Origin of the sequence: Salinibacillus xinjiangensis (assembly GCF_009649735.1) — a bacterium.
GTDB classification, from domain to species: domain Bacteria; phylum Bacillota; class Bacilli; order Bacillales; family Alkalibacillaceae; genus Salinibacillus; species Salinibacillus xinjiangensis.
The window spans coordinates 1-19,467 of sequence record NZ_WJNH01000002.1 but is presented as its reverse complement, the minus strand read 5'-3'; the positions used below and the strand labels follow the sequence as shown (position 1 = coordinate 19,467).

19 protein-coding genes are annotated in these 19,467 nt (G+C 39.5%); 7 read left to right on the top strand and 12 right to left on the bottom strand.

All coding sequences use genetic code 11. From position 1 onward, the window contains the following. Positions 1-89: 89 nt before the first annotated feature. From fdhF to GH754_RS02745, 4 genes are read left to right on the top strand one after another with little or no spacing between them, the layout of a single operon-like run. A complete protein-coding gene (gene fdhF / locus GH754_RS02760; protein WP_153727692.1) occupies positions 90-3,080 on the top strand; it encodes a formate dehydrogenase subunit alpha in 2,991 nt (996 codons plus the stop codon). Next, the gene (locus GH754_RS02755) at positions 3,055-3,546 is read left to right on the top strand and encodes a DUF1641 domain-containing protein (RefSeq protein ID WP_153727218.1); all 492 of its coding nucleotides are present in this window, start codon (positions 3,055-3,057) and stop codon (positions 3,544-3,546) included. Before fdhF ends, GH754_RS02755 begins: the two co-directional genes overlap by 26 nt. Positions 3,547-3,562: 16 nt before the next feature. Beyond that, complete coding sequence (locus GH754_RS02750) at positions 3,563-3,784, top strand: heavy-metal-associated domain-containing protein (protein WP_153727217.1); 222 nt, start codon at positions 3,563-3,565, stop codon at positions 3,782-3,784. A gap of 14 nt (positions 3,785-3,798) precedes the next feature. Beyond that, positions 3,799-3,939, top strand: a complete 141-nt coding sequence (locus tag GH754_RS02745) for a hypothetical protein (protein ID WP_153727216.1) — start codon at positions 3,799-3,801, stop codon at positions 3,937-3,939. A gap of 49 nt (positions 3,940-3,988) precedes the next feature. Here GH754_RS02745 and GH754_RS02740 read toward each other — a convergent pair whose 3' ends face one another. The 3 genes from GH754_RS02740 to GH754_RS02730 form a co-directional block, all read right to left on the bottom strand. Then, positions 3,989-4,765 carry a formate/nitrite transporter family protein gene (locus tag GH754_RS02740; protein WP_267206648.1) on the bottom strand — a complete coding sequence of 259 codons (777 nt, stop codon included), beginning with the start codon at positions 4,763-4,765 and terminating at the stop codon, positions 3,989-3,991. Between the two features lie 33 nt (positions 4,766-4,798). Next, positions 4,799-5,584, bottom strand: coding sequence for a formate dehydrogenase accessory sulfurtransferase FdhD (gene fdhD, locus GH754_RS02735; protein ID WP_153727215.1), 786 nt, complete (start codon positions 5,582-5,584; stop codon positions 4,799-4,801). Between the two features lie 119 nt (positions 5,585-5,703). Then, entirely contained in the window at positions 5,704-6,264 is a 561-nt protein-coding gene (locus GH754_RS02730; RefSeq protein WP_153727214.1) for a DEAD/DEAH box helicase family protein, read from the bottom strand. 140 nt (positions 6,265-6,404) lie between these two features. On the opposite strand from GH754_RS02730, the gene GH754_RS02725 reads away from it, so the two are divergent. From GH754_RS02725 to GH754_RS02715, 3 genes are all read left to right on the top strand, one after another. Beyond that, positions 6,405-7,370, top strand: coding sequence for a S8 family peptidase (locus GH754_RS02725; RefSeq protein ID WP_153727213.1), 966 nt, complete (start codon positions 6,405-6,407; stop codon positions 7,368-7,370). Positions 7,371-7,631: 261 nt separating this feature from the next. Then, on the top strand, positions 7,632-8,561 hold the full coding sequence (gene thpD, locus GH754_RS02720) for an ectoine hydroxylase (protein ID WP_153727212.1): 930 nt from the start codon (positions 7,632-7,634) through the stop codon (positions 8,559-8,561). 106 nt (positions 8,562-8,667) lie between these two features. Continuing rightward, complete coding sequence (locus GH754_RS02715; protein WP_194841266.1) at positions 8,668-9,498, top strand: MBL fold metallo-hydrolase; 831 nt, start codon at positions 8,668-8,670, stop codon at positions 9,496-9,498. Here the strand turns inward: GH754_RS02715 and GH754_RS02710 are convergent. From GH754_RS02710 to GH754_RS02670, 9 genes are all read right to left on the bottom strand, one after another. Beyond that, positions 9,487-10,152 carry an NUDIX hydrolase gene (locus GH754_RS02710; protein WP_153727210.1) on the bottom strand — a complete coding sequence of 222 codons (666 nt, stop codon included), beginning with the start codon at positions 10,150-10,152 and terminating at the stop codon, positions 9,487-9,489. The two genes, GH754_RS02715 and GH754_RS02710, sit on opposite strands and share 12 nt — an antisense overlap. A 118-nt stretch (positions 10,153-10,270) precedes the next feature. Then, on the bottom strand, positions 10,271-12,154 hold the full coding sequence (gene htpG / locus GH754_RS02705) for a molecular chaperone HtpG (RefSeq protein ID WP_153727209.1): 1,884 nt from the start codon (positions 12,152-12,154) through the stop codon (positions 10,271-10,273). A 145-nt stretch (positions 12,155-12,299) separates the two neighbouring features. After that, complete coding sequence (locus tag GH754_RS02700; RefSeq protein WP_153727208.1) at positions 12,300-12,623, bottom strand: DMT family transporter; 324 nt, start codon at positions 12,621-12,623, stop codon at positions 12,300-12,302. 95 nt (positions 12,624-12,718) lie between these two features. Further along, complete coding sequence (locus GH754_RS02695; RefSeq protein ID WP_194841265.1) at positions 12,719-13,285, bottom strand: TetR/AcrR family transcriptional regulator; 567 nt, start codon at positions 13,283-13,285, stop codon at positions 12,719-12,721. Between the two features lie 140 nt (positions 13,286-13,425). Further along, the gene (locus tag GH754_RS02690) at positions 13,426-14,583 is read right to left on the bottom strand and encodes a dihydrolipoamide acetyltransferase family protein (RefSeq protein ID WP_153727206.1); all 1,158 of its coding nucleotides are present in this window, start codon (positions 14,581-14,583) and stop codon (positions 13,426-13,428) included. 38 nt (positions 14,584-14,621) lie between these two features. Beyond that, positions 14,622-15,605 carry an alpha-ketoacid dehydrogenase subunit beta gene (locus GH754_RS02685; protein ID WP_153727205.1) on the bottom strand — a complete coding sequence of 328 codons (984 nt, stop codon included), beginning with the start codon at positions 15,603-15,605 and terminating at the stop codon, positions 14,622-14,624. Between the two features lie 14 nt (positions 15,606-15,619). Beyond that, positions 15,620-16,624: a thiamine pyrophosphate-dependent dehydrogenase E1 component subunit alpha gene (locus GH754_RS02680; protein ID WP_153727204.1), complete on the bottom strand. Its 1,005-nt coding sequence runs from the start codon at positions 16,622-16,624 to the stop codon at positions 15,620-15,622. A 25-nt stretch (positions 16,625-16,649) separates the two neighbouring features. After that, on the bottom strand, positions 16,650-17,708 hold the full coding sequence (locus GH754_RS02675; protein ID WP_153727203.1) for a zinc-dependent alcohol dehydrogenase: 1,059 nt from the start codon (positions 17,706-17,708) through the stop codon (positions 16,650-16,652). Between the two features lie 181 nt (positions 17,709-17,889). Beyond that, a complete protein-coding gene (locus GH754_RS02670) occupies positions 17,890-19,092 on the bottom strand; it encodes a M20/M25/M40 family metallo-hydrolase (RefSeq protein WP_323741863.1) in 1,203 nt (400 codons plus the stop codon). Between the last annotated feature and the right edge of the window lie 375 nt (positions 19,093-19,467).

The window sequence follows — 19,467 nt, the reverse complement described above, 5'->3', positions numbered from 1 at the left end:
AGCAATAAATCTACCTTATTTATTCATACAAATTCCTTAACTGGTAAATACTTATAATAACTACGAATAAGAGGTGGTGTGCATTTTTGATGGAAGAAAACACTTTTTCTCTTAAGGTCAATAACACTGACATTAAAGCTAAAAATGGCCAATCTATTTTAGAGGCTGCTTTGGAAAACAATGTATATATTCCGGGTATTTGTTCCTCCCAACCTGATTTAGGAATTGGAGTGATTCAAACCTGTGATACGTGTTATGTAGAGGTAAATGGTGAGTTAAAGCGTGCGTGTTCGACAAAAGCAGAACCAAACATGACCGTCAACTCTGTTTCCAACTCTGCTAAGGAAGCGCAGTTGGAAGGGATGCAGCGAATACTTAAAAACCACGAGCTTTATTGTACAGTTTGTGATAACAACAATGGGAACTGCGTGGTACATAACACAGCTGAATATTTAGAGGTGGAGCATCAAAAATATGAGTTTACACCCAAGCCTTACCCACCCGATAATTCACACCCTTTCTATCGCTATGAACCTGATCAATGCATTCTATGCGGTCTTTGTGTCGAGGCCTGTCAGGATCTTCAGGTTAGTGAAGTGTTGAGTATTGATTGGGAACGCGAACAGCCCCGGGTTATTTGGGATAATGATGTTCCTATTGATGAATCCTCCTGTGTATCCTGTGGGCATTGTGTGACGGTTTGTCCTTGTAATGCGTTGATGGAGAAATCGATGCTTGGCGAAGCGGGTTATCTGACGGGTATGTCTAAAAATATGTTAGAGCCAATGATTGACTTAACGAAGGAAGTGGAGCCAGGCTATAAAGAAATATTTACGATATCAAACGTAGAAGCCACTATGCGTGAAGATCGCATTAATAAAACGAAAACCGTCTGTACGTATTGTGGTGTGGGTTGTAGTTTCGAGGTTTGGACAAAAGGCCGGGATATTTTACGTATACAACCTCAAAGTGATGCTCCCGTAAACGGCATTTCTACTTGTGTTAAGGGGAAGTTTGGTTGGGAATTCGTGAATAGTGAGGAAAGACTAACGAAGCCCCTCATTCGTAAAGGTGACAAGTTTTATGAAGCAACATGGGATGAAGCTTTAAATTTAATGGCAGAGAAGTTCCAGGAGATTAAAGACAAACAAGGACCTGATGCTCTTGGCTTTATTTCATCTTCTAAGTGTACGAATGAAGAAAATTATCTTTTTCAAAAGCTAGCTCGGTCCGTTTTCCAAACCAACAATATTGATAATTGCTCAAGATATTGTCAAACTCCAGCCTCTACTGGTTTAATGCGTACAGTTGGTATTGGTGGAGACTCCGGCACTATGGAGGATATTGCTACCTCAGATTTAGTGATTGTCGTCGGTGCCAATGCCTCAGAATCCCATCCGGTGTTGGCCACAAGAATTAAGCGAGCAAATAAACTGCATGGTCAGAAATTAATTGTATCTGATTTGCGTAAAAACGAATTAGCTGAACGCTCAGATTTATATATTCATCCAAAGCCGGGCACAGACCTAGTTTGGATCTCAGCTGTGACAAAATACATTTTAGACCAAGGCTGGGAGGATTCTTCCTTCCTACAAGAGCGCGTAAACAATATTGAGGAATATAAACAATCACTAAGTAAGTTTACGCTTGAATATGCAGAGGAAGTCACTGGTCTTTCCCAAGATACGCTAATCAAAGTGGCAGAGATGATTCACGAGGCAAAGGGAACATGTATTTTATGGGCGATGGGTGTAACCCAGCATCTCGGCGGTACAGATACAAGTACAGCCATTGCTAATTTACTTCTAGTGACAGGTAACTTTGGAAAACCTGGTGCAGGTGCTTACCCATTGCGTGGCCACAACAATGTTCAGGGAGCTAGTGATTTTGGTACGATGCCAAATTTCTTACCTGGATACGAGCCTATTGAAAATGATGAAGTTCGTTCTCGCTATGAAGGTGCATGGGGTACTAAGCTACCGAAACATCCAGGCTTAAACAATCATCAAATTGTTGAAGCCATTACAGATGGTCGTGTCAACGGGATGTATTTATTTGGCGAGGAAATGGCATTGGTGGATTCCAATATTAACTACGTTCATGAAGCCTTTGAAAAGCTGGACTTTTTTGTTGTACAAGATATCTTCTTTTCTAAAACAGCTCAATTTGCGGATGTTGTGCTACCTGCTGCACCAAGCTTAGAAAAAGATGGAACCTTTACAAATACAGAAAGGCGAATTCAACGTTTTTATAAAGTGTTTGAGCCGCTTGGTGACTGTAAGCCTGATTGGGAAATTTTCCAGGAGTTTGCCAATAAGCTTGGGGCCAATTGGAACTACTCTCACCCATCTGAAATCATGGACGAAGCAGCGAGACTCGCTCCTACCTTCGCTGGGGTTAGCTATGAACATTTAGAAGGATGGGATAGTCAAGTATGGCCTGTGAAGCCAAATGGAGAAAGTACTCCACTCCTTTATAAGGATAAATTTAAGTTCGTTGATGGGAAAGCACGTCTATTCCCTGTCGATTGGACACCTCCATTTGAATCTGGAGATGAATATGACCTTCATTTAAACAACGGTCGTTTACTAGAGCAGTTCCATGAAGGCAATATGACGAATAAGTCTGAGGGAATTAATCATAAGGTTTCGAATCCATGGTTAGAGGTTTCACCTGAATTAGCCAAAGAACGCAATTTAGAGACAGGCTCTCTCGTTCGCCTGACCTCTCCATATGGCAAAGTGAAGGTCCGTGTGCTAGTGACCAATCGGGTTTCTGGTAATGAACTGTACTTACCTATGAATACAACTGAAAATCAGAAGGCAGTAAACAAATTAACGAGCAGCTATTATGACAAGGACACTCATACGCCAAATTACAAGGAAACGCAGGTAAAACTCGAGCTGTTAGAAAAAGAGGGTGAATCACCACTCCCTCACCATAACCATCGTTTCGGTAATCCTCAGCCACACATCGGTGTCGAGGTCGAGAAAAAGTGGAACCGTTCTGACTTTACACCTATTCCTGAAGCCTTGAAAAGAGAGGGAGATTCAGATGGCAAAAGCAATTACGCAAATTGAGAAAAAACAAAAAAATCTACAGGAAGAGCGCGCGGAGGATCTGTCAGCGATTGTAAATCAAATCGCTGACAATCGAGAGGTGATTCAGGATACACTGGTTATTCTACAGGAGCTACATGAAGCAGGTATGATTGATATGCTTAAGGGATTCCTAAGAACAAGAGAAAAGGTTGGTACCATCGCAATTGAGCAGCTTAACCAGCCTGGAATGCACAATATTATTAAAAATGGCATGAACACCATTGGCCTTTTAGCCAATATGAACCCTGATCAGTTAAAGGCTATCTTCGGCGGACTCAATCAAGGTTTGGAAAAAGCAGCCAAAAGTACGGAAAGTCAAGAACAGCTCGGAATGTGGGGATTGATGAAATCGATGAAAAATCCAAGCGTGAAAACCTCTCTAAATACTATGGTTAGCTTTTTAGAGGGTATGGGTGATGGACTAAATAATAAAGAGATTCACTAAACAGGATGGTGAAAATATGATTACACATAAGCTTTCCATTCCGCAGTTAAAAAAAGAGGATGAAAAACAACTTAGTGAAGCCTTACATGATGTGTGGGGAATTCGTAATGTGAAAATTAACACCCAAACTAATGAGGCCATTATCTCCTATGACGAAGATGCAGGTTCTTTGGAGGATTTCACGCAAGCCGTTATGGATTTAGGTTTTGAGGTCAATGCTTCTGAAAATGAGTTGTGAAGGAGGTTTTTCTGTTGCCAAGAATCTGTGAGGTTTGTGGTCGTGTGGAGGAAGTGGATGATCAACCACATCCCTATGATATTTTGGATGTTTGCCCAGAATGTACCAATCATTTGATCTATCCCACTTCATCAGATATGGAATTAGAAGAATAAGAATCCCCAGGCTTTAACTTTATTAAAGCCTGGGGTGCTTTTTTCTATTTTATACGTCTTCTCGTAGGTATGCTGCCCAGTAAAACCATCCAACAAATATCGCTCCACCTACTGCATTTCCGAAAAAGACAGCAACGAAATTTTCGAGGTATTCCATCCAGGTAAAATAGCCTGCAAAGATAGCAGCTGGAATAACAAACATGTTAGCTACCACGTGCTGAAAACCGATAGCTACAAACGCCATAATCGGAAACCAGATTGATAAAATTTTACCAGCAACATCATCTGCTGCATAGCATAACCAAACCGCTAAACAGACTAACCAATTCGCTCCAATTCCAGAAATAAACGCCTGTAAAAATGAATCCTCTAACTTCCCTTCTGCAATGGTAACTGTTTTTTCTAAAAAAGGACCTGTTTCGGTTAAGCCCAAAAAATGGCCGAAGAAATAAGCAACAAAAATAGACCCTACAAAATTGGTAATGGCAATAATTGACCAATTTTTTATAATATAGCCAGTTGATATCCTTCCAGCAAATCTCGCTGTTGCTACTGCCATCATATTTCCGGTTAAAAGCTCACCACCAGCCAGTAACACAAAAACGAGCCCAACTGGGAAAACAGCTCCCCCAATAAATGCAGACATCGACCCCCATATTTCTTCTGGAAGGTTTCCAACTACTCGAATATCAAGTAAAAATCCAAAAGCAATAAAAGCACCAGCCAAAAATCCAAGTAAAAGTTGGGTTGTAATGGGAAGATGTGCTTTTTTCTCACCATGTTCCATTGCTAGTCTTGCTGTTTCTTTAGGTGGATGAAAAGTCAAGTATATCACCTAACCTTTATTCTTTTTATGTAACTAATGGACCTGTTGAATACGCTCTGGATGTGTATATACGTTGAGTCGATTATTCCGAATAAAACCAACACATGTTATCCCCAAATCTTTTGCGAGCTGAATGGCTAATGTAGTTGGTGCAGATTTGGATAAAAGGATAGGTGCGCCAATCTTTGCGACCTTTAGTACGATTTCCGATGATATTCTGCCACTAAAAACAATCACTTTATCGGATAAGGAGATCCGATTTTGCAGACAATAACCAAAAATTTTATCAAGGGCATTGTGTCTGCCAATGTCATTCCGACAAAGCAATAGCTCATCTTTGGTAGCTAAGGCTGCATTGTGAAAGCCGCCCGTAAGCCTGTACTCTGTTGAATGCATTTGCATCTCATTCATAAGATCTATACATTGGTATACGGACATTTGTAGCTTGCTCATAACCGTTTTAGCTGTTTTAGCATCATTATAAAAATAAAATTGACGACTTTTGCCACAGCAAGAGCCGATGAACCGTTTGGAAACATAATCTTTCGTTTCAATGCCTTTATTAACTAACTTTACATAAGCAAACCCTGTGTCAGCATCGATTTGCAAGGATTCAATTTGTTTTACAGAACGTATGATACCTTCAGAACCTAAAAAGCCAATCACCAGTTCTTCCAAGTATCCGGGGGTGCAAACCATGGTTGCAAATTCTTCTCCATCAAGCTGTATGGTCAGTGGGTTTTCGATTGCTGCTGTATCTTGAATATGATCGAAATCATCACCATCATATTTGACAACATTAATTTTTTCGGTATTCATATATTAATCCCCCTTAGTGATGTTAGTATTTGCATTCCATTCATTTTTTAAAAGTCGATTTTCAAGACATAAAAAAACGAGGAACAAATAGGATTTATTTGACCTCGTCTACTAATTATTTATAAAACAAACGTCTGTTTAATTTTTTCAGCGACCTCTTTAGCGGATAAGAGTGTATTATCCATGCGGAGATAATTCTTTTTCTTCAGTTCCCCCTCTAACGAATTAAGTCGGTATTCATCCATGGAGGATTTTAGTTCACGTTCTGAAAAATCAACATCTCTTTTAGTAGGCTTTTGTTCGAGTCGGTAAGGGCTCTTGTTTCTCCCTAGCCTTTCGTTCAGCTCCGCTTCAAGCTCTACATAATACACCTCTCCCCCATTCTGTTCAAAAATCGAGGAAATGTGATCAACAAAATCCCAGTCCTCCTGCTGATCAAATGCCCATACATATGTAAAAATAAGACCTTCTTGATTGCTTTGCGCCACCTCTTCCATAATTTGAAACCGAAAAGAATTGACTAAACGCATAAAGGAAGTTGTTCCGAAGTCAAAGAATTTCAGAACTAAGTCAATGGTCATGTGATTATGAAATAATTTTAATCCTGTGATGTTTTCAAGCTCTTTTCCAACGGTCATTTTTCCAACAGCTTGGGGGCCGAATATTAGAATTAGCTTCATGTTATCATCCTTTCCTCTTGTTAAATAGGTCTTAGTACCTTGTCCAATTCACAACCTATGAATCTATTTATTTTACCCTGTTTTTGGTATTATTTTCAATAACACCTTAGAGCTGACCAAAAATAGTGAGGAGGATTAAAATGAGCCAAAATGTTCAACTGATTCACTATCATTTAATTGAGCAGCTTGAAGTCGCAAACGAAATTCCAAAAGGTGTAGACTTGATAGGTGCACCTGAGATTTGGAAGGATGCAACAGCCAGTGACATCACGGTTGCCATTCTTGACACTGGTTGTGATGTGAACCATCTGGAATTGAACGAAAACATTATTGGCGGTCGGAATTTCACAAATGACGATCAAGGAAATCCTGACATCATCATGGATTACAATGGACATGGCACCCATGTTGCAGGTACAATTGCTGCCAAACAAAATGAGCAAGGAGTAGTAGGTGTGGCACCTGATGCCAAGCTGTTGATATTAAAGGTATTAGGTAAGGATGGCTCTGGTCAATATGATTGGATTATTGATGCGATTCATTACGCGATTGAGCAGCAGGTAGATATCATCCAGATGTCCCTCGGTGGCCCTAATGATGTATCTGATCTCCATGATGCCATTCAACAGGCAGTTATTCAACATAATATTCCAGTCGTTTGTGCTGCTGGTAATGAGGGTGATGGTAAACATCAAACTGATGAACTAGCCTATCCAGGCTCCTATAATGAAGTCATAAGTGTCGGGGCCGTTGACTTGGAAAGAAGCTCCTCAGAATTCTCTAATTCAAACAACCAGATAGATTTGGTGGCTCCAGGTGAGCAGATCATCTCTACCTATTTAGAGGGAAAATATGCGAAATTAAGCGGAACATCTATGGCAGCTCCACATGTTTCCGGAGCACTTGCTTTAATTAAAACTTTAGCTTCTAAGCATTTTGAACGTCAGCTTTCAGAGGCGGAGCTGTATGCTCAACTTATTCGGCGAACCGTGCCGTTGGGTCATCCTCCTCAGACAGAAGGAAATGGAATGATTTATTTACCTCTACTGGGTGAATTGCAAACGATATTCGAGGATGTCAGAGCACGTGTACAATTAACTACGTAATAGGTGCGAGAAAAGGGTAAGGAGTTGCTCCTTGCCCTTTTCAAATTTGTACAGATTACATAAGGTAAGTTAGCTATAGTAAGGTAAAAAGTGATAAAAAGAGCAAAATTCAGATAAATATCTGTTGTTTAGGGTCTATTTCGTTATTTCGCTTATAGAGGGCTCTCATCCCCTGTTAGCAGACTTGATTGTATGCTGCTAACTTCATAAAATGGGCATTGAAAGTGTTCTTCAAATTTATTTTAGAGGAGAGTGGTATACATGACAGATTTCTATCCTTCTAGAATAAGCGCGACACCTTCAATCATGGAAAGAAAGGATCCAGGTCTGTATGGTTCAAAGGATTCTGGTCCATTAAAGCATCAAGAACTAGATTTCTACGAACAGAATGGCTACATATTCTTTGAAAAACTGTTTTCAGATGATGAGGTAGATGTTTTACGGAAGAAATTAGATGGTACGATGGATGATCATAAGTCCGTCGACAAACCTCATGTTGTTCGTGAACAAGGTAGTGATGAAATTCGCTCCATTTTTGATGTCCACAAGAATACAGAGTTCTTCCAAAAGCTGTCTGCCCACGAAAAGTTGGTCAACATTGCCCAACAACTATTAGGTAGTCAGGTTTATATTAATCAATCCAGAATTAATTTCAAACCTGGTTTTAAAGGAAAAGAATTTTATTGGCATTCTGATTTTGAAACCTGGCATGTGGAAGACGGAATGCCACGGATGAGAGCGGTTAGCTGCTCTATTATCTTAACCGATAACTATGAATATAATGGACCATTAATGCTTATCCCAGGTTCTCAGAACTATTATGTACAGTGTGCTTCAGGAACACCTGATAGTCACTTTGAACAATCATTGAAAAAACAAGAATTTGGTACGCCTGACCATAATAGCCTCAAATGGCTAGTAGGCAAGAGTAATGGTCGAATAGACCGTGCAACAGGACCGGCTGGATCTGTTCTGTTCTTTGAATCTAATATTATGCATGGGTCTAGTGGTAACATTTCACCATTCCCACGCAGTAATGTATTTTTCGTTTTCAATAGTATCGAAAATAAGCTTGAGCAGCCATTTTCCGAGCTATCACCTCGACCTGAGTTTTTAGCTAACCGTGAAAATGTAAAACCAATACAACCACAAGCATTCGATTTATCGAAAAAGCTTGTTCATTTATCTTAGTGAACAAAGGGGAAGGTCTTAGACCTTCCCCCTTTTGTATTTGCAGGATTTTTCATATCGTTGGTGAATATAGTAGAGAAAGGTACATAAAGGAAGGATGAGAAAGGTGTCGAATCAAATAAGAATAATCCGCATTCCTATTAGCACCCCAACTTTATATCCCAATACGGAAACAAATTCCTATCTTATAGGAAATGAAGAGGAATCCCTTCTAGTTGACGCAGGCTATGACCAAGTGGATACAATACGCGAGGTAGAAAAGGCCATTCAGGATCATGACATGGTAGCGCCCAAAAGGATTTTACTCACCCATTACCATCCTGATCATGCACCTGGAGTACGACAGTTACAGCACTTCTCCCCTACTGTTCTTTGTCATCAAAAAGAACTAGAACAAATTAAAGAAGCGATTCATCCGTTGACCCACATCCAAACAGTTCATGATGGTGAAAACATTCAAATAGATGGTGTGAATATCACGATCATTCATGGACCTGGACATACAGCTGGTCACTTGAGTCTATATATTCCATCTGAAAAGGTATTGTTATCTGGGGATAATATAGTGTCTGATGGTACCACTTGGATTGGTGCACCAGATGGGGATATGCGTGACTATTTACAAACCTTAAATCGTTTGAAGCAATTTGATATGAAAAAAATCGGTCCTGGTCATGGTGATTGGGTGCTTAATCCTTATGAAAAAATTGATTTTGTGATGAAGAGACGGTTGAAACGAGAAAGCCAAATCAAAGAGCTTCTAAAAGATAAACAGTCATTATCTTCGGAGCAGTTGACGACATGGATTTACAAGGATCAAATTCACCCTAGTGTATTTGAAGTGGCGAAAAAAACAATCGAAGCCCATCTTGTTAAGCTGCAAAAAGATGGGCTTGTCCAAAACAAGAATGGTCAATATTCTTTATTAAATACTTGATTCATTTTCACGGTCTGGCATCATTAAAGAGCCTCCCTTGTTTACATAGTTTGCAATTGTACGTAGAGAGACAATGGTCGGAGGTACCATAGACAATTCCCCTTTTTCATAGGCATACAAAGCATCCTCAGGGGTGGTCCAATAGGCTTCGGTTATTTCATTTTGATCAGGCTTAGGGGATTGCCCCTTTGGTAACTTAGCAATGAAAAAGCGTGTGTCAAAGCGAATGGGACTCGTTTTCGGTGTAATACGATGACCAAAATATTGCAGATCGTGTAAATCTAACCGAAAGTCCTCTGCCTCTAGCATATTCAGAAGGGAAATTTCATTATTTATCAATTGCATTCGGTATTCTTCTGCTGATTGGTGCTGAAATACGGGAGGTTCTCCGCCGGTGTCAATGAGCAGTACTCCTACCTCTTCAAATAATTCTCTAGCTGCTGCAATGTAATATTCAAGTGAAATATGATTAGATGGTGGGTCATATTTTATATAGTCTATAAGAAAAGAGTAATCCTCTTCATCAATCGATCCCCCTGGAAAAACAAAATAGCCTCCTAAAAATTTCATTGTCTTAGGACGTTGGGTTAAATAAACCTTAGATTCATCATCCATTAATACAACCGTTGCAGCGGGTTTTGGTATGGCAGTCAAAATGTTCACTCCCTATAAATAACTAAAAAGGTTTCGTTATATATGTATTCGCTAAAGAACTTCTTATCCCTTTAGAAAACGAAAACAACAGCCCAAAGAATGAGCTGTTGCTTATTTGTTAAGCCATAACCTTGCAAATGTCGTTTGTAAACTCGACTGGATCTTGGATTGGTAATCCTTCAATCAATAGTGCCTGATTGTATAATAGGTTCGTATACAATTTCAGTTGTTCCTCGTTGTTACTGTCAAAAGTAGATTGTAAGGACTTAAATACATCGTGATTTGTATTAACTTCTAAAATCTTGTCCGCTTTGATATTTTGATTATCTGGCATTTGATTTAATACCTTTTCCATCTCAATGGATACCTCACCGTCCGCAGATAGGCAAACAGGATGGCTTTTGAGACGGTTAGATACTTTTACATCCTTGACCTTACCTGCAAGGATTTCTTTCATTTTATCCAATAGTTCCTTATTTTCTATTTCCTCTGATTCTGTTTCCTTTTTATCATCATCAGATTCAATGCCTAAGTCCCCGCTTGATACAGATTTAAATTCTTTTTCACTGTAGGTACGCATCATTTTGATAGCAAATTCATCAACTTCGTCAGTAAAGTATAGGATTTCATAGCCTTTATCTTTAACTAATTCTGTTTGTGGGAGCTTTTCGATTCGATCGATGGATTCGCCGGTTGCATAGTAAATATATTTTTGGTCCTCTGGCATGTTTGAAACATACTCGTCTAACGTGACGTTTTTCTCTTCCTTGGAGGAGTAGAATAATAACAAGTCCTGTAGCATGTCCTTGTTCGCTCCAAAATCATTGTATACGCCAAACTTCAACTGTCTACCAAAGGCATCAAAGAATTTCTCGTACTTTTCACGATCATTTTTAAGAAGCTTTTTCAGTTCGTTTTTAATTTTTTTGCTAATGTTTTTGGAAATAAGCTTCAGCTGACGATCCTGTTGAAGCATCTCCCGTGAGATGTTTAAGGATAGATCCTCAGAATCTACTAGCCCTTTTACGAAACTAAAGTAATCTGGAAGTAGATCAGCGCATTTATCCATGATTAAAACGCCGTTTGAGTATAGCTCTAGTCCTTTTTCATATTCCTTAGAATAATAGTCAAATGGAATATTTTCAGGTATGAACAACAGTGCATGGAAGCGGATGGTACCATCTACTTGAATGTGCATATGCTGCAAGGGCTTGTCGAACCCGTAACGCTTTTCGGTGTAAAAGTTTTCATAGTCCTCATCAGTTAATTCGGTTTTATTTTTACGCCAAATTGGCACCATGCTATTAATCGTTTGCTCTTCCGTATGATCAACGAGCTCCTCCTCGTTATCATCTTTTGGTCGTTTTTCGGTAATATCCATTTTAATTGGGTAACGGATAAAATCAGAGTATTTCTTAATAATTTCTTTCAACCGATATTCTTCAAGGAATTCATCATAAGACTCATCCTCAGTATTTTCTTTAATCTTTAAAGTGATTTCTGTACCGACATCCGCTTTTTCATGAGGCTCAATAGTATATCCTTCTGTACCCTCTGATTGCCATTTGAAGGCTTGATCACTGTCTAACGCTTTACTAATCACAGTAACGACATCAGCGACCATAAACGCTGCATAGAAACCAACGCCAAATTGTCCAATGATATCATGTCCATCTTTAATTTCAGTTTCCTTCTTAAAGGCAAGCGTTCCACTTTTAGCGATGATTCCAAGGTTGTTTTCTAATTCTTCCTTCGTCATACCTATGCCTGTGTCTTTAATGGTTAAGGTGCGGTTTTCCTTGTCGGCACCCACTTTTATGTAATAGTTGTCCTGGTCAAAGGTTAGATTATCATCGGTTAATGTCTTGTAATAAATTTTGTCAATGGCATCACTACTGTTGGAAATTAACTCCCGTAAAAAGACCTCTTTATTAGAGTAAATGGAGTTAATCATCATTTCTAATAATCTTTTTGATTCAGCCTGAAACTGCTTTTTCTCCATGTCTACCTCTCCTTTCTAATATCTAAATTAGCACTGTCTGTTATAGAGTGCTAATCCTACCATTCATTAAATACCATATATTCAATGACCTGTCAATTACAGTTGCGAAGAAAAATCCAATCCAATGATGCTGAGTTGGATAAGATTATGTCCACTTTGGCATATTTAATACCGCTACTCCACAAATTATCGCAGTTAAACCTAATAACGTTTGGATTGAAAACGAATCCTTCCAGATGAGTACCCCAATCAGTGCCGTTAGTGCCGTGCCAACCCCAGCCCATATGGCATAGGCAACACTTAGTGGCAATAGCTTTAAAGCCTGTGACAAAAAGTAAAAGGAAGCTCCATAACTAACCAGGGCAAGTACTGATGGTAAAAGCTTTGAGAATCCTCCTGATAGTTTTAACATCGAACTTCCCAATACTTCACTTGCAATTGCAATAGCTAAGATTACATATGCCATCATAACCCCTCCTCTTAAACAGTTTAAATAGATAAAATGAATAAACTAAAAATGTTTATATAGTTTATTTTGGGGAAAAGAAAAGAATAAAAAGGGATTTACCTTTTATTCTCTGGAATCATTCCATATAGTAATAAATCAACAATTTGGGATAGTGCCTCCCTAACCGTTATGTTATTTTTATAGAAAAAGCTTTGATCAAAGGTCGTATTAAATGTTTCCTTTAATACCTTCATAATGATAATCATAGAATAATGACTTACAATCTCTCCTTTTTGAATCCCTTCTTCGATAAGCTGTTCAAGATCATTCCAATCCTCTTGTAATGAATCATTGATTTTTTGCCACAAGTTTGGATAATACCGTTTCATTCCATCTAATACAGGCCGATCATAAATTTGGTAGTATTCAGGTAAAACCAGCATTAAATTTTTTATCTTTTCTACAAACGATAAAGACTGGTCAGTAAAAATTTGATTTGTTTTTTGATCTGATTCTTCCAACATCCGCTCTACAATCGTTTTAATAATTTCTTCCTTTGAGGCAAAATGCTCATAAATGGTTTTTTTACTAATTCCCATACGGTGTGTAATATCATCAACAGTAAATCGCATGCCACTTTCTTGTATTTCTTCTACGACTGCTTTTAAAATTCTCTCTTTCACTATATAACCCCTTTGGTAGCTGTAAAATGAAAAAACTATAATATTACTTTTAGTTTCTAATTCTATTCTAATAGTAATTACCTTATCTGTCAATGAAGACAAAAAGCTAACCAACCCCATTATGGATTGGTTTGCCTAATTTAATCTATTTCATGAATGGATAATTCTTCTAAGGCTGTCTTTAATCCATTAGTAAAGTTGGCTGCGGTAACGCCATCGATAAAACGATGATCATAAGCGATAGAAAGCTTCATCATTGGCGCTACTTCGATTTGGTTATATTTATTTACAGCTGGTACACGTTCAATACTTCCAACGAAAATAATCGTGGACTGAGGTTTATTAATGATAGGTGTTCCGGATTCAATTCCTAAACTACCTAAATTGGACACGGTAATGGTACCATCTGCATAATCCGCTGGTGAAAGCTTGTTTTGATGAGCCTTTTCGGAAAGACTCTTGATTTCACCCGATATGTCTCGAACCGATTTTTGTTGGGCTTGCTTGACGACAGGAACCACCAGTCCATGCTCGCTACTGACCGCTACAGAAACATTGATATCTTCATAAATTTGTATGGTTTGTTCTTGTAAGCTACTGTTAATAATCAAATGATTCTCCGCTACATTTGCAACAGCTTTCACAATAATGTCATTTATCGTTACCTCATGTAATTCTCTTTTTATAGATAACAGATTCTCTGCGTTTACACTGACCACTTGGGTAAACTGCGGAATCCCTCTCCAGCTATCTAGCATATTGGCAGACATCGCTTTTTGGACATGATTTAAAGGAATACTTTCCTTAATGTTTAGTGTGCTTGCTTTCGCTTTCTCTACATCTTGTACCGTAATTAGACCTTTTTTACCTGTGCCCGTTACCATCTCGAGGTCGACTCCTAGCTGTTTTGCTAGTCTTCTAGCTTTAGGAGCTACTCTTGCTTTTCGTTGTGGGCTAGGTTCCTCTTTAACTGCTACTGAAGCTTTGGCCGTTTCAGGTTCCTCAGGAGATTCCTCCTTGTTAGTTGATGTTCGCTGTTCCAAATAGGTAGTGATATCTTCGTCTTCCTCAGCTAAAATGGCTAAAACCGTATTAACCGGGACCTCTTCACCTTCTTCAACGAGGATTTTCCGTAAGACTCCAGAAGATTGAGCCTCAATTTCTACGTTGGACTTTTCTGTTTCCATTTCAAAGAGGTAATCACCTTTTTCTACGTACTGTCCTTCTTCCATTAACCAGGAGCTAACGGCCCCCTCTTGCATCGTTACGCCTAATCGTGGCATAAATACTTCGTGCAACGTTATCCCTCCTCACATCAAATCTTCTATGATTAACATTAGTATTCTAGTAATTCATGAACGGCATCAGTGATTTGCTTTTCACTAGGACGATAATATGGTTCTAAATGTAGACTTTGTGCAATTGGCACGTCTGGACTTCCAATCCGCTTAACGGGTGCTTCCAAGTCAAATAAGGCTTCCTCTGAAATTTGTGCTGCTATTTCGGCACCTGAACCACCTGTTTTGGATTCTTCATGGACGATTAATACTCGACCTGTTTTTTGAACTGAAGACAGTAGGGTTTCTTTATCTAAAGGAGCAAGTGTACGTGGGTCAATGACTTCCACATCAATCCCCTCATTAGCTAACTTCTCTGCAGCCTGTAGTGAGGTTTGTACCTGCAAGGCAGTAGCAATAATCGTGACATCCGAACCCTCTCGCTTTACATCCGCTTGCCCTAAAGGAATTAAGTATTCATCTTCAGCTTCAGGAACCTCTCCTTTCGTATCATATAAGAGTTTATGCTCAAAGAAGAGTACCGCGTTGTTATCGCGAATTGCAGTCTTTAGAAGTCCTTTTGCATCATATGGTGTAGAAGGTATGGCGATATGAACACCAGGGGCATGCATGAATAGAGCTTGTGGGCTTTGGGAATGTTCAGGGCCAGCTCCCCCTGCCATGCCGATTGGTGCTCGTAAAGTGACAGGCACCTCCATAGTCCCCCCATGCATATATCTCCACTTACCCAATTTATTGAAAACTTCATCAAAAGCAATACCGACAAAATCGCCAAACTGGAGCTCAGGAATCGGCCGTAGTCCAGTTATAGCCATTCCTAACGCTGCACCCACAATTGTGGATTCTGCGATTGGCGTATCAAAGACCCTTTCACCACCGAATCTTTCATATAAACCTCTTGTAATGGCGTTAATACCACCGAATTTTCCTACATCCTCCCCAAACAGAACCTTTTGATCATCACGCTCCATTTCCTCGTGTAGCCCTTCGATAATAGCCTCTCTCATCGTAATTTTTCTCATAAATGGTCCCCCCTTTAAGCAAATAATCCTTCATAAATTCTCTTCTCATCTGGCATTGGTGAAGACTCTGCTTTCGCAATCGCTTCGAGAATCTCTTGATCTACCTCTTCATCAACTCTTGTAAACTCATTCTCAACGCAAATATTGTTTTCAAGTAATAGATTCTTAAAGTTTTTAATCGGATCACGATTTTCCTTCCAGTCCTTTAGCTCCTCTTGGTCCACATAATCATACGTATCACCTTCAAAGTGTCCACGGTGACGGAAGGTTTTGGCCTCTATAAAGGTAGGGCCCTCCCCTCTTTTTGCACGATCAACTGCTTCCTTTGTGACTTCATTCATTAATAACACGTCATTACCATCGACTACACAGTTTGAAATTCCATACCCCCATGCCCAGTCTGCAATGTGTTCTCTAACCGAGTGGGTTTCATCCCAACGAGACGAAATCGCGTATTCATTATTTTCACAAATATAAATGATCGGCAGGTTATATAAGCCAGCCCAGTTAAGTGAGCCGTGAAGGGGTTCTCTTGATGCAGCCCCATCACCAAAATAGACAACCGTAACCCTGTTTGTATTTTGCAGCTTTGCTGAGTAAGCGCTTCCAACTGCGATATTAAATTGAGAGCCAATCGTTCCTGCTTGCCCTAAAACACCTCTTGAGGTATCTGCACTATGAACAATTCCTGCCCCTAATCCCCTAGTCGTACCTTCCACTGTTCCAAGGAAATCGCCATATAGCTTAGATAAAGGCACCCCTTTAGCAATTTTTTGGTTACAGCCACGATGGTTGTAGTAAAGATAGTCTTCATCACGCAGGTTTTTCACGATGGACCCTACCGATAAACCTTCCGACCCAATACCGGAATGATAGAAACCAGAAACCTTACCTTCGTGCATCAACCGAATTAAATTTTCATCAAATTTCCTAATTTTCACCATTTCGCGATAAAACGTAACTAAATCTTCCTTGCTATAGTCGTCTAACTGAATATCTTTCTGATAAACTTCAGCCAATTTAATCCCTCCTAATGTAAATCTCTTAAAATTCAATCATCACCTTCATGGCCTTTTGAGGATTCATTTGCGTTTCAAAAGCTGCTCTCACGTGTTCTAAAGGAAACAAGTGAGAAACGAGTGGTGCTGTTTTCACCTTTCCTGTTTTAAGTAATTTGATTGATTGAAAAAAGTCTCCCCCCAGTGCACCGATAATTTTTGGAGCTTTATGGACAATTTTCGTTGTGTCGATTGTCGCTTTTCTCTCTGGAAGTCCCACAAAGGCAATGGTTCCTCCACTGCGAATAATTTCAAAGGACTGCTCTACTGCGGAAGGCGCACCAGAAGCCTCCACCACGATATCGCCCATGGCTCCTTCATGAAAATGATAAGGTCCAACGCCTACTAAATCCTGTAGCCTCTTTAACACATTCTCCTTATACGCATGAACAACCGTATCTGCACCTGATTCGATTGCGGCTCGCAAGCGATTTTCGGATACTTCTGTCACGATTACTTTATCTACTTTCTTGGCCTTAAAAACCTGCATAACGGCATTTCCAATTAAGCCGGCTCCCATAACCACCACCTGATCCTTTGTTTTCGGTTCACAAAGCTCTGCTGTTAATGCTGCTACGGCAACAGGCTCAATCGTTGCAGCTGAAATATCATCTATTTCGTCTGGAATGCGGTGGTAGTTTACACCAGAAGTAGCATCTGATATTTTGACGTACTCCGCAAATGCACCTGGTAGACCGTAGCCAGTAGAATTCGAAAACAGCTTTGGACAGAGCATGTATTGTTCCTTTTTACACCAATAACAAGTTCCGCAGACTCCCGCATAAAAGCCTGTACCTCGCTCACCAACCTCAATCTCTTTTACATGATCCCCAACCTTAACCACTTCACCAGAAAATTCATGCCCCATGATTTGGCCTTCTTTTATGTAAAGCCCTGTTTTGTAGCTATGGACATCCGAACCACAAATGCCACAATATTTAACTTTAAGCAATATATCATGAGGTCCAATTTCGGGAATGGGTATTCTCTCAACTCGTAAATCTCGTGGACCGTAATAGACGGCCACCTTCATATTTTCTGACATCTATTCACCCCCCCGTTAAAACTAGTAGCCTACTATGATCGTTAAACTTGAATACACCTCCTCTAAATTCCTTATATTTGTATACCGGTTTAGTAAATAGTATTAATATTCAGAAAATATTAGAACTAAGCAAGACAGGAAATTAAAAAACACTGCTTCGGAAACAGTGTTTTTCGTGAATTTAATGATTCGATTCTTGAATTAATTCAATGAAAAACTTTATAGCATTTACGTAATTCTCCACACTGATTTGTTCATTTGTTCCATGCATTCTTTGTAAATCCTCTGATGTAATTAGAGCAGGTAAGAAACGATATGTGTCCTCTGAAATACGTTCATAGTGCTTGGCATCTGAACCGGCAAACATTAAATAAGGAGCAATGATAGAGTCGTGGTGTACGTTGCGTGCGGCTTGCTGTACATTTTGAAATGCGTTACTATCAGAAGCTGAAACTTTAGTAGCTTCACTTCCGGTAATTGTAACTTGAATGTCAGGATCATCAATCGTATTTACAATGAATTGCTTAATGTCTCTAAGAGAATCACCAGGCATTACACGGAGATTAATAATGGCTGATGCTTTTTCTGGTAAGGCATTGTATTGTTCCCCTGCCTGAAAAATGGTAGGTGCAATCGTTGTTCGTATTAAAGCTGCAGAAGCAGGTTGATCCAATAGAATTTCTTCAATAATCGGTTCAAAAACCGTTTTATTAGCAAATACATACTTCATCCCGAAACTCATTTCAGGTGCAACAAACTCAAACAAGTCTTCACCAGGACCTTGTAAATCCTCCTTAAATTGTGTCTCCTCTAGCTTGGAAATGGCACTTGCGATGCGGCCAATATTGGTTTGATCATTTGGTTGTGAGGAGTGTCCACCACTTCCTTCAATAGATAGCTCTGCTGTGGCAGATCCTTTTTCAGATACACCAACAACACCGACTGGTTGACTAACACCTGGAACCATTTCCTCGACAATCGCCCCGCCTACATCAAGAACATATTCAAAAGTGATGTTGCGTTGTTCGAGCAGGTCCACAATTGCCTTTGCACCTTCTGCCCCACCAATTTCTTCATCAAAACCGAACATAAAGTACATGTCTCTCTTGGGTTCAAAGCCTTGTTGGACTAAGTGTTGAACAGCTTCAAGAATTCCCATCACACCTATTTTGTCATCTAATGTTCCACGTCCCCAAATGACACCATCGGATACGGTACCACTAAAGGGACCATGTTCCCAATCAGATTCCGTTCGTTCTAATACGGGAACTACATCATAATGACTGGTTAGTCCAATTGGCTTCAGGTTGGAATCTGTCCCTGTCCATTTGTAAACTAGCGCATAGTCATTGACAGTTTCAAATTCTTGTTGACTGTAGACAATCGGGAAACTTTCCTCTAAAAAGGCTAAAAAGCGGTCAAACTCATCAAAATTAAATTTTTTACGATCTTGATAGGATATCGTTTGATAGGTTAAAGATTCAAAAATCGAGACACGACTTCCTCTTCATTTATGGAAATAGTAGTAGGTGATGGTGTTGGTTGTTTGGATGTTAATGTGAATGTGTTGTAAGCGGTGATACTGACGAAAAGAAGTAAAAAAACGCCTATCACGATAAGGTACCGACCCCCGAAAGTTAGAGTAATAATCTAACTTTCGGGGGTGTTTTTTTATGGCAAAATATAGTGAAGAATTTAAAATGAAGCTTGTCACCGAGTATTTAGATGGCAACATAGGATATGGATCATTGGCAAAAAA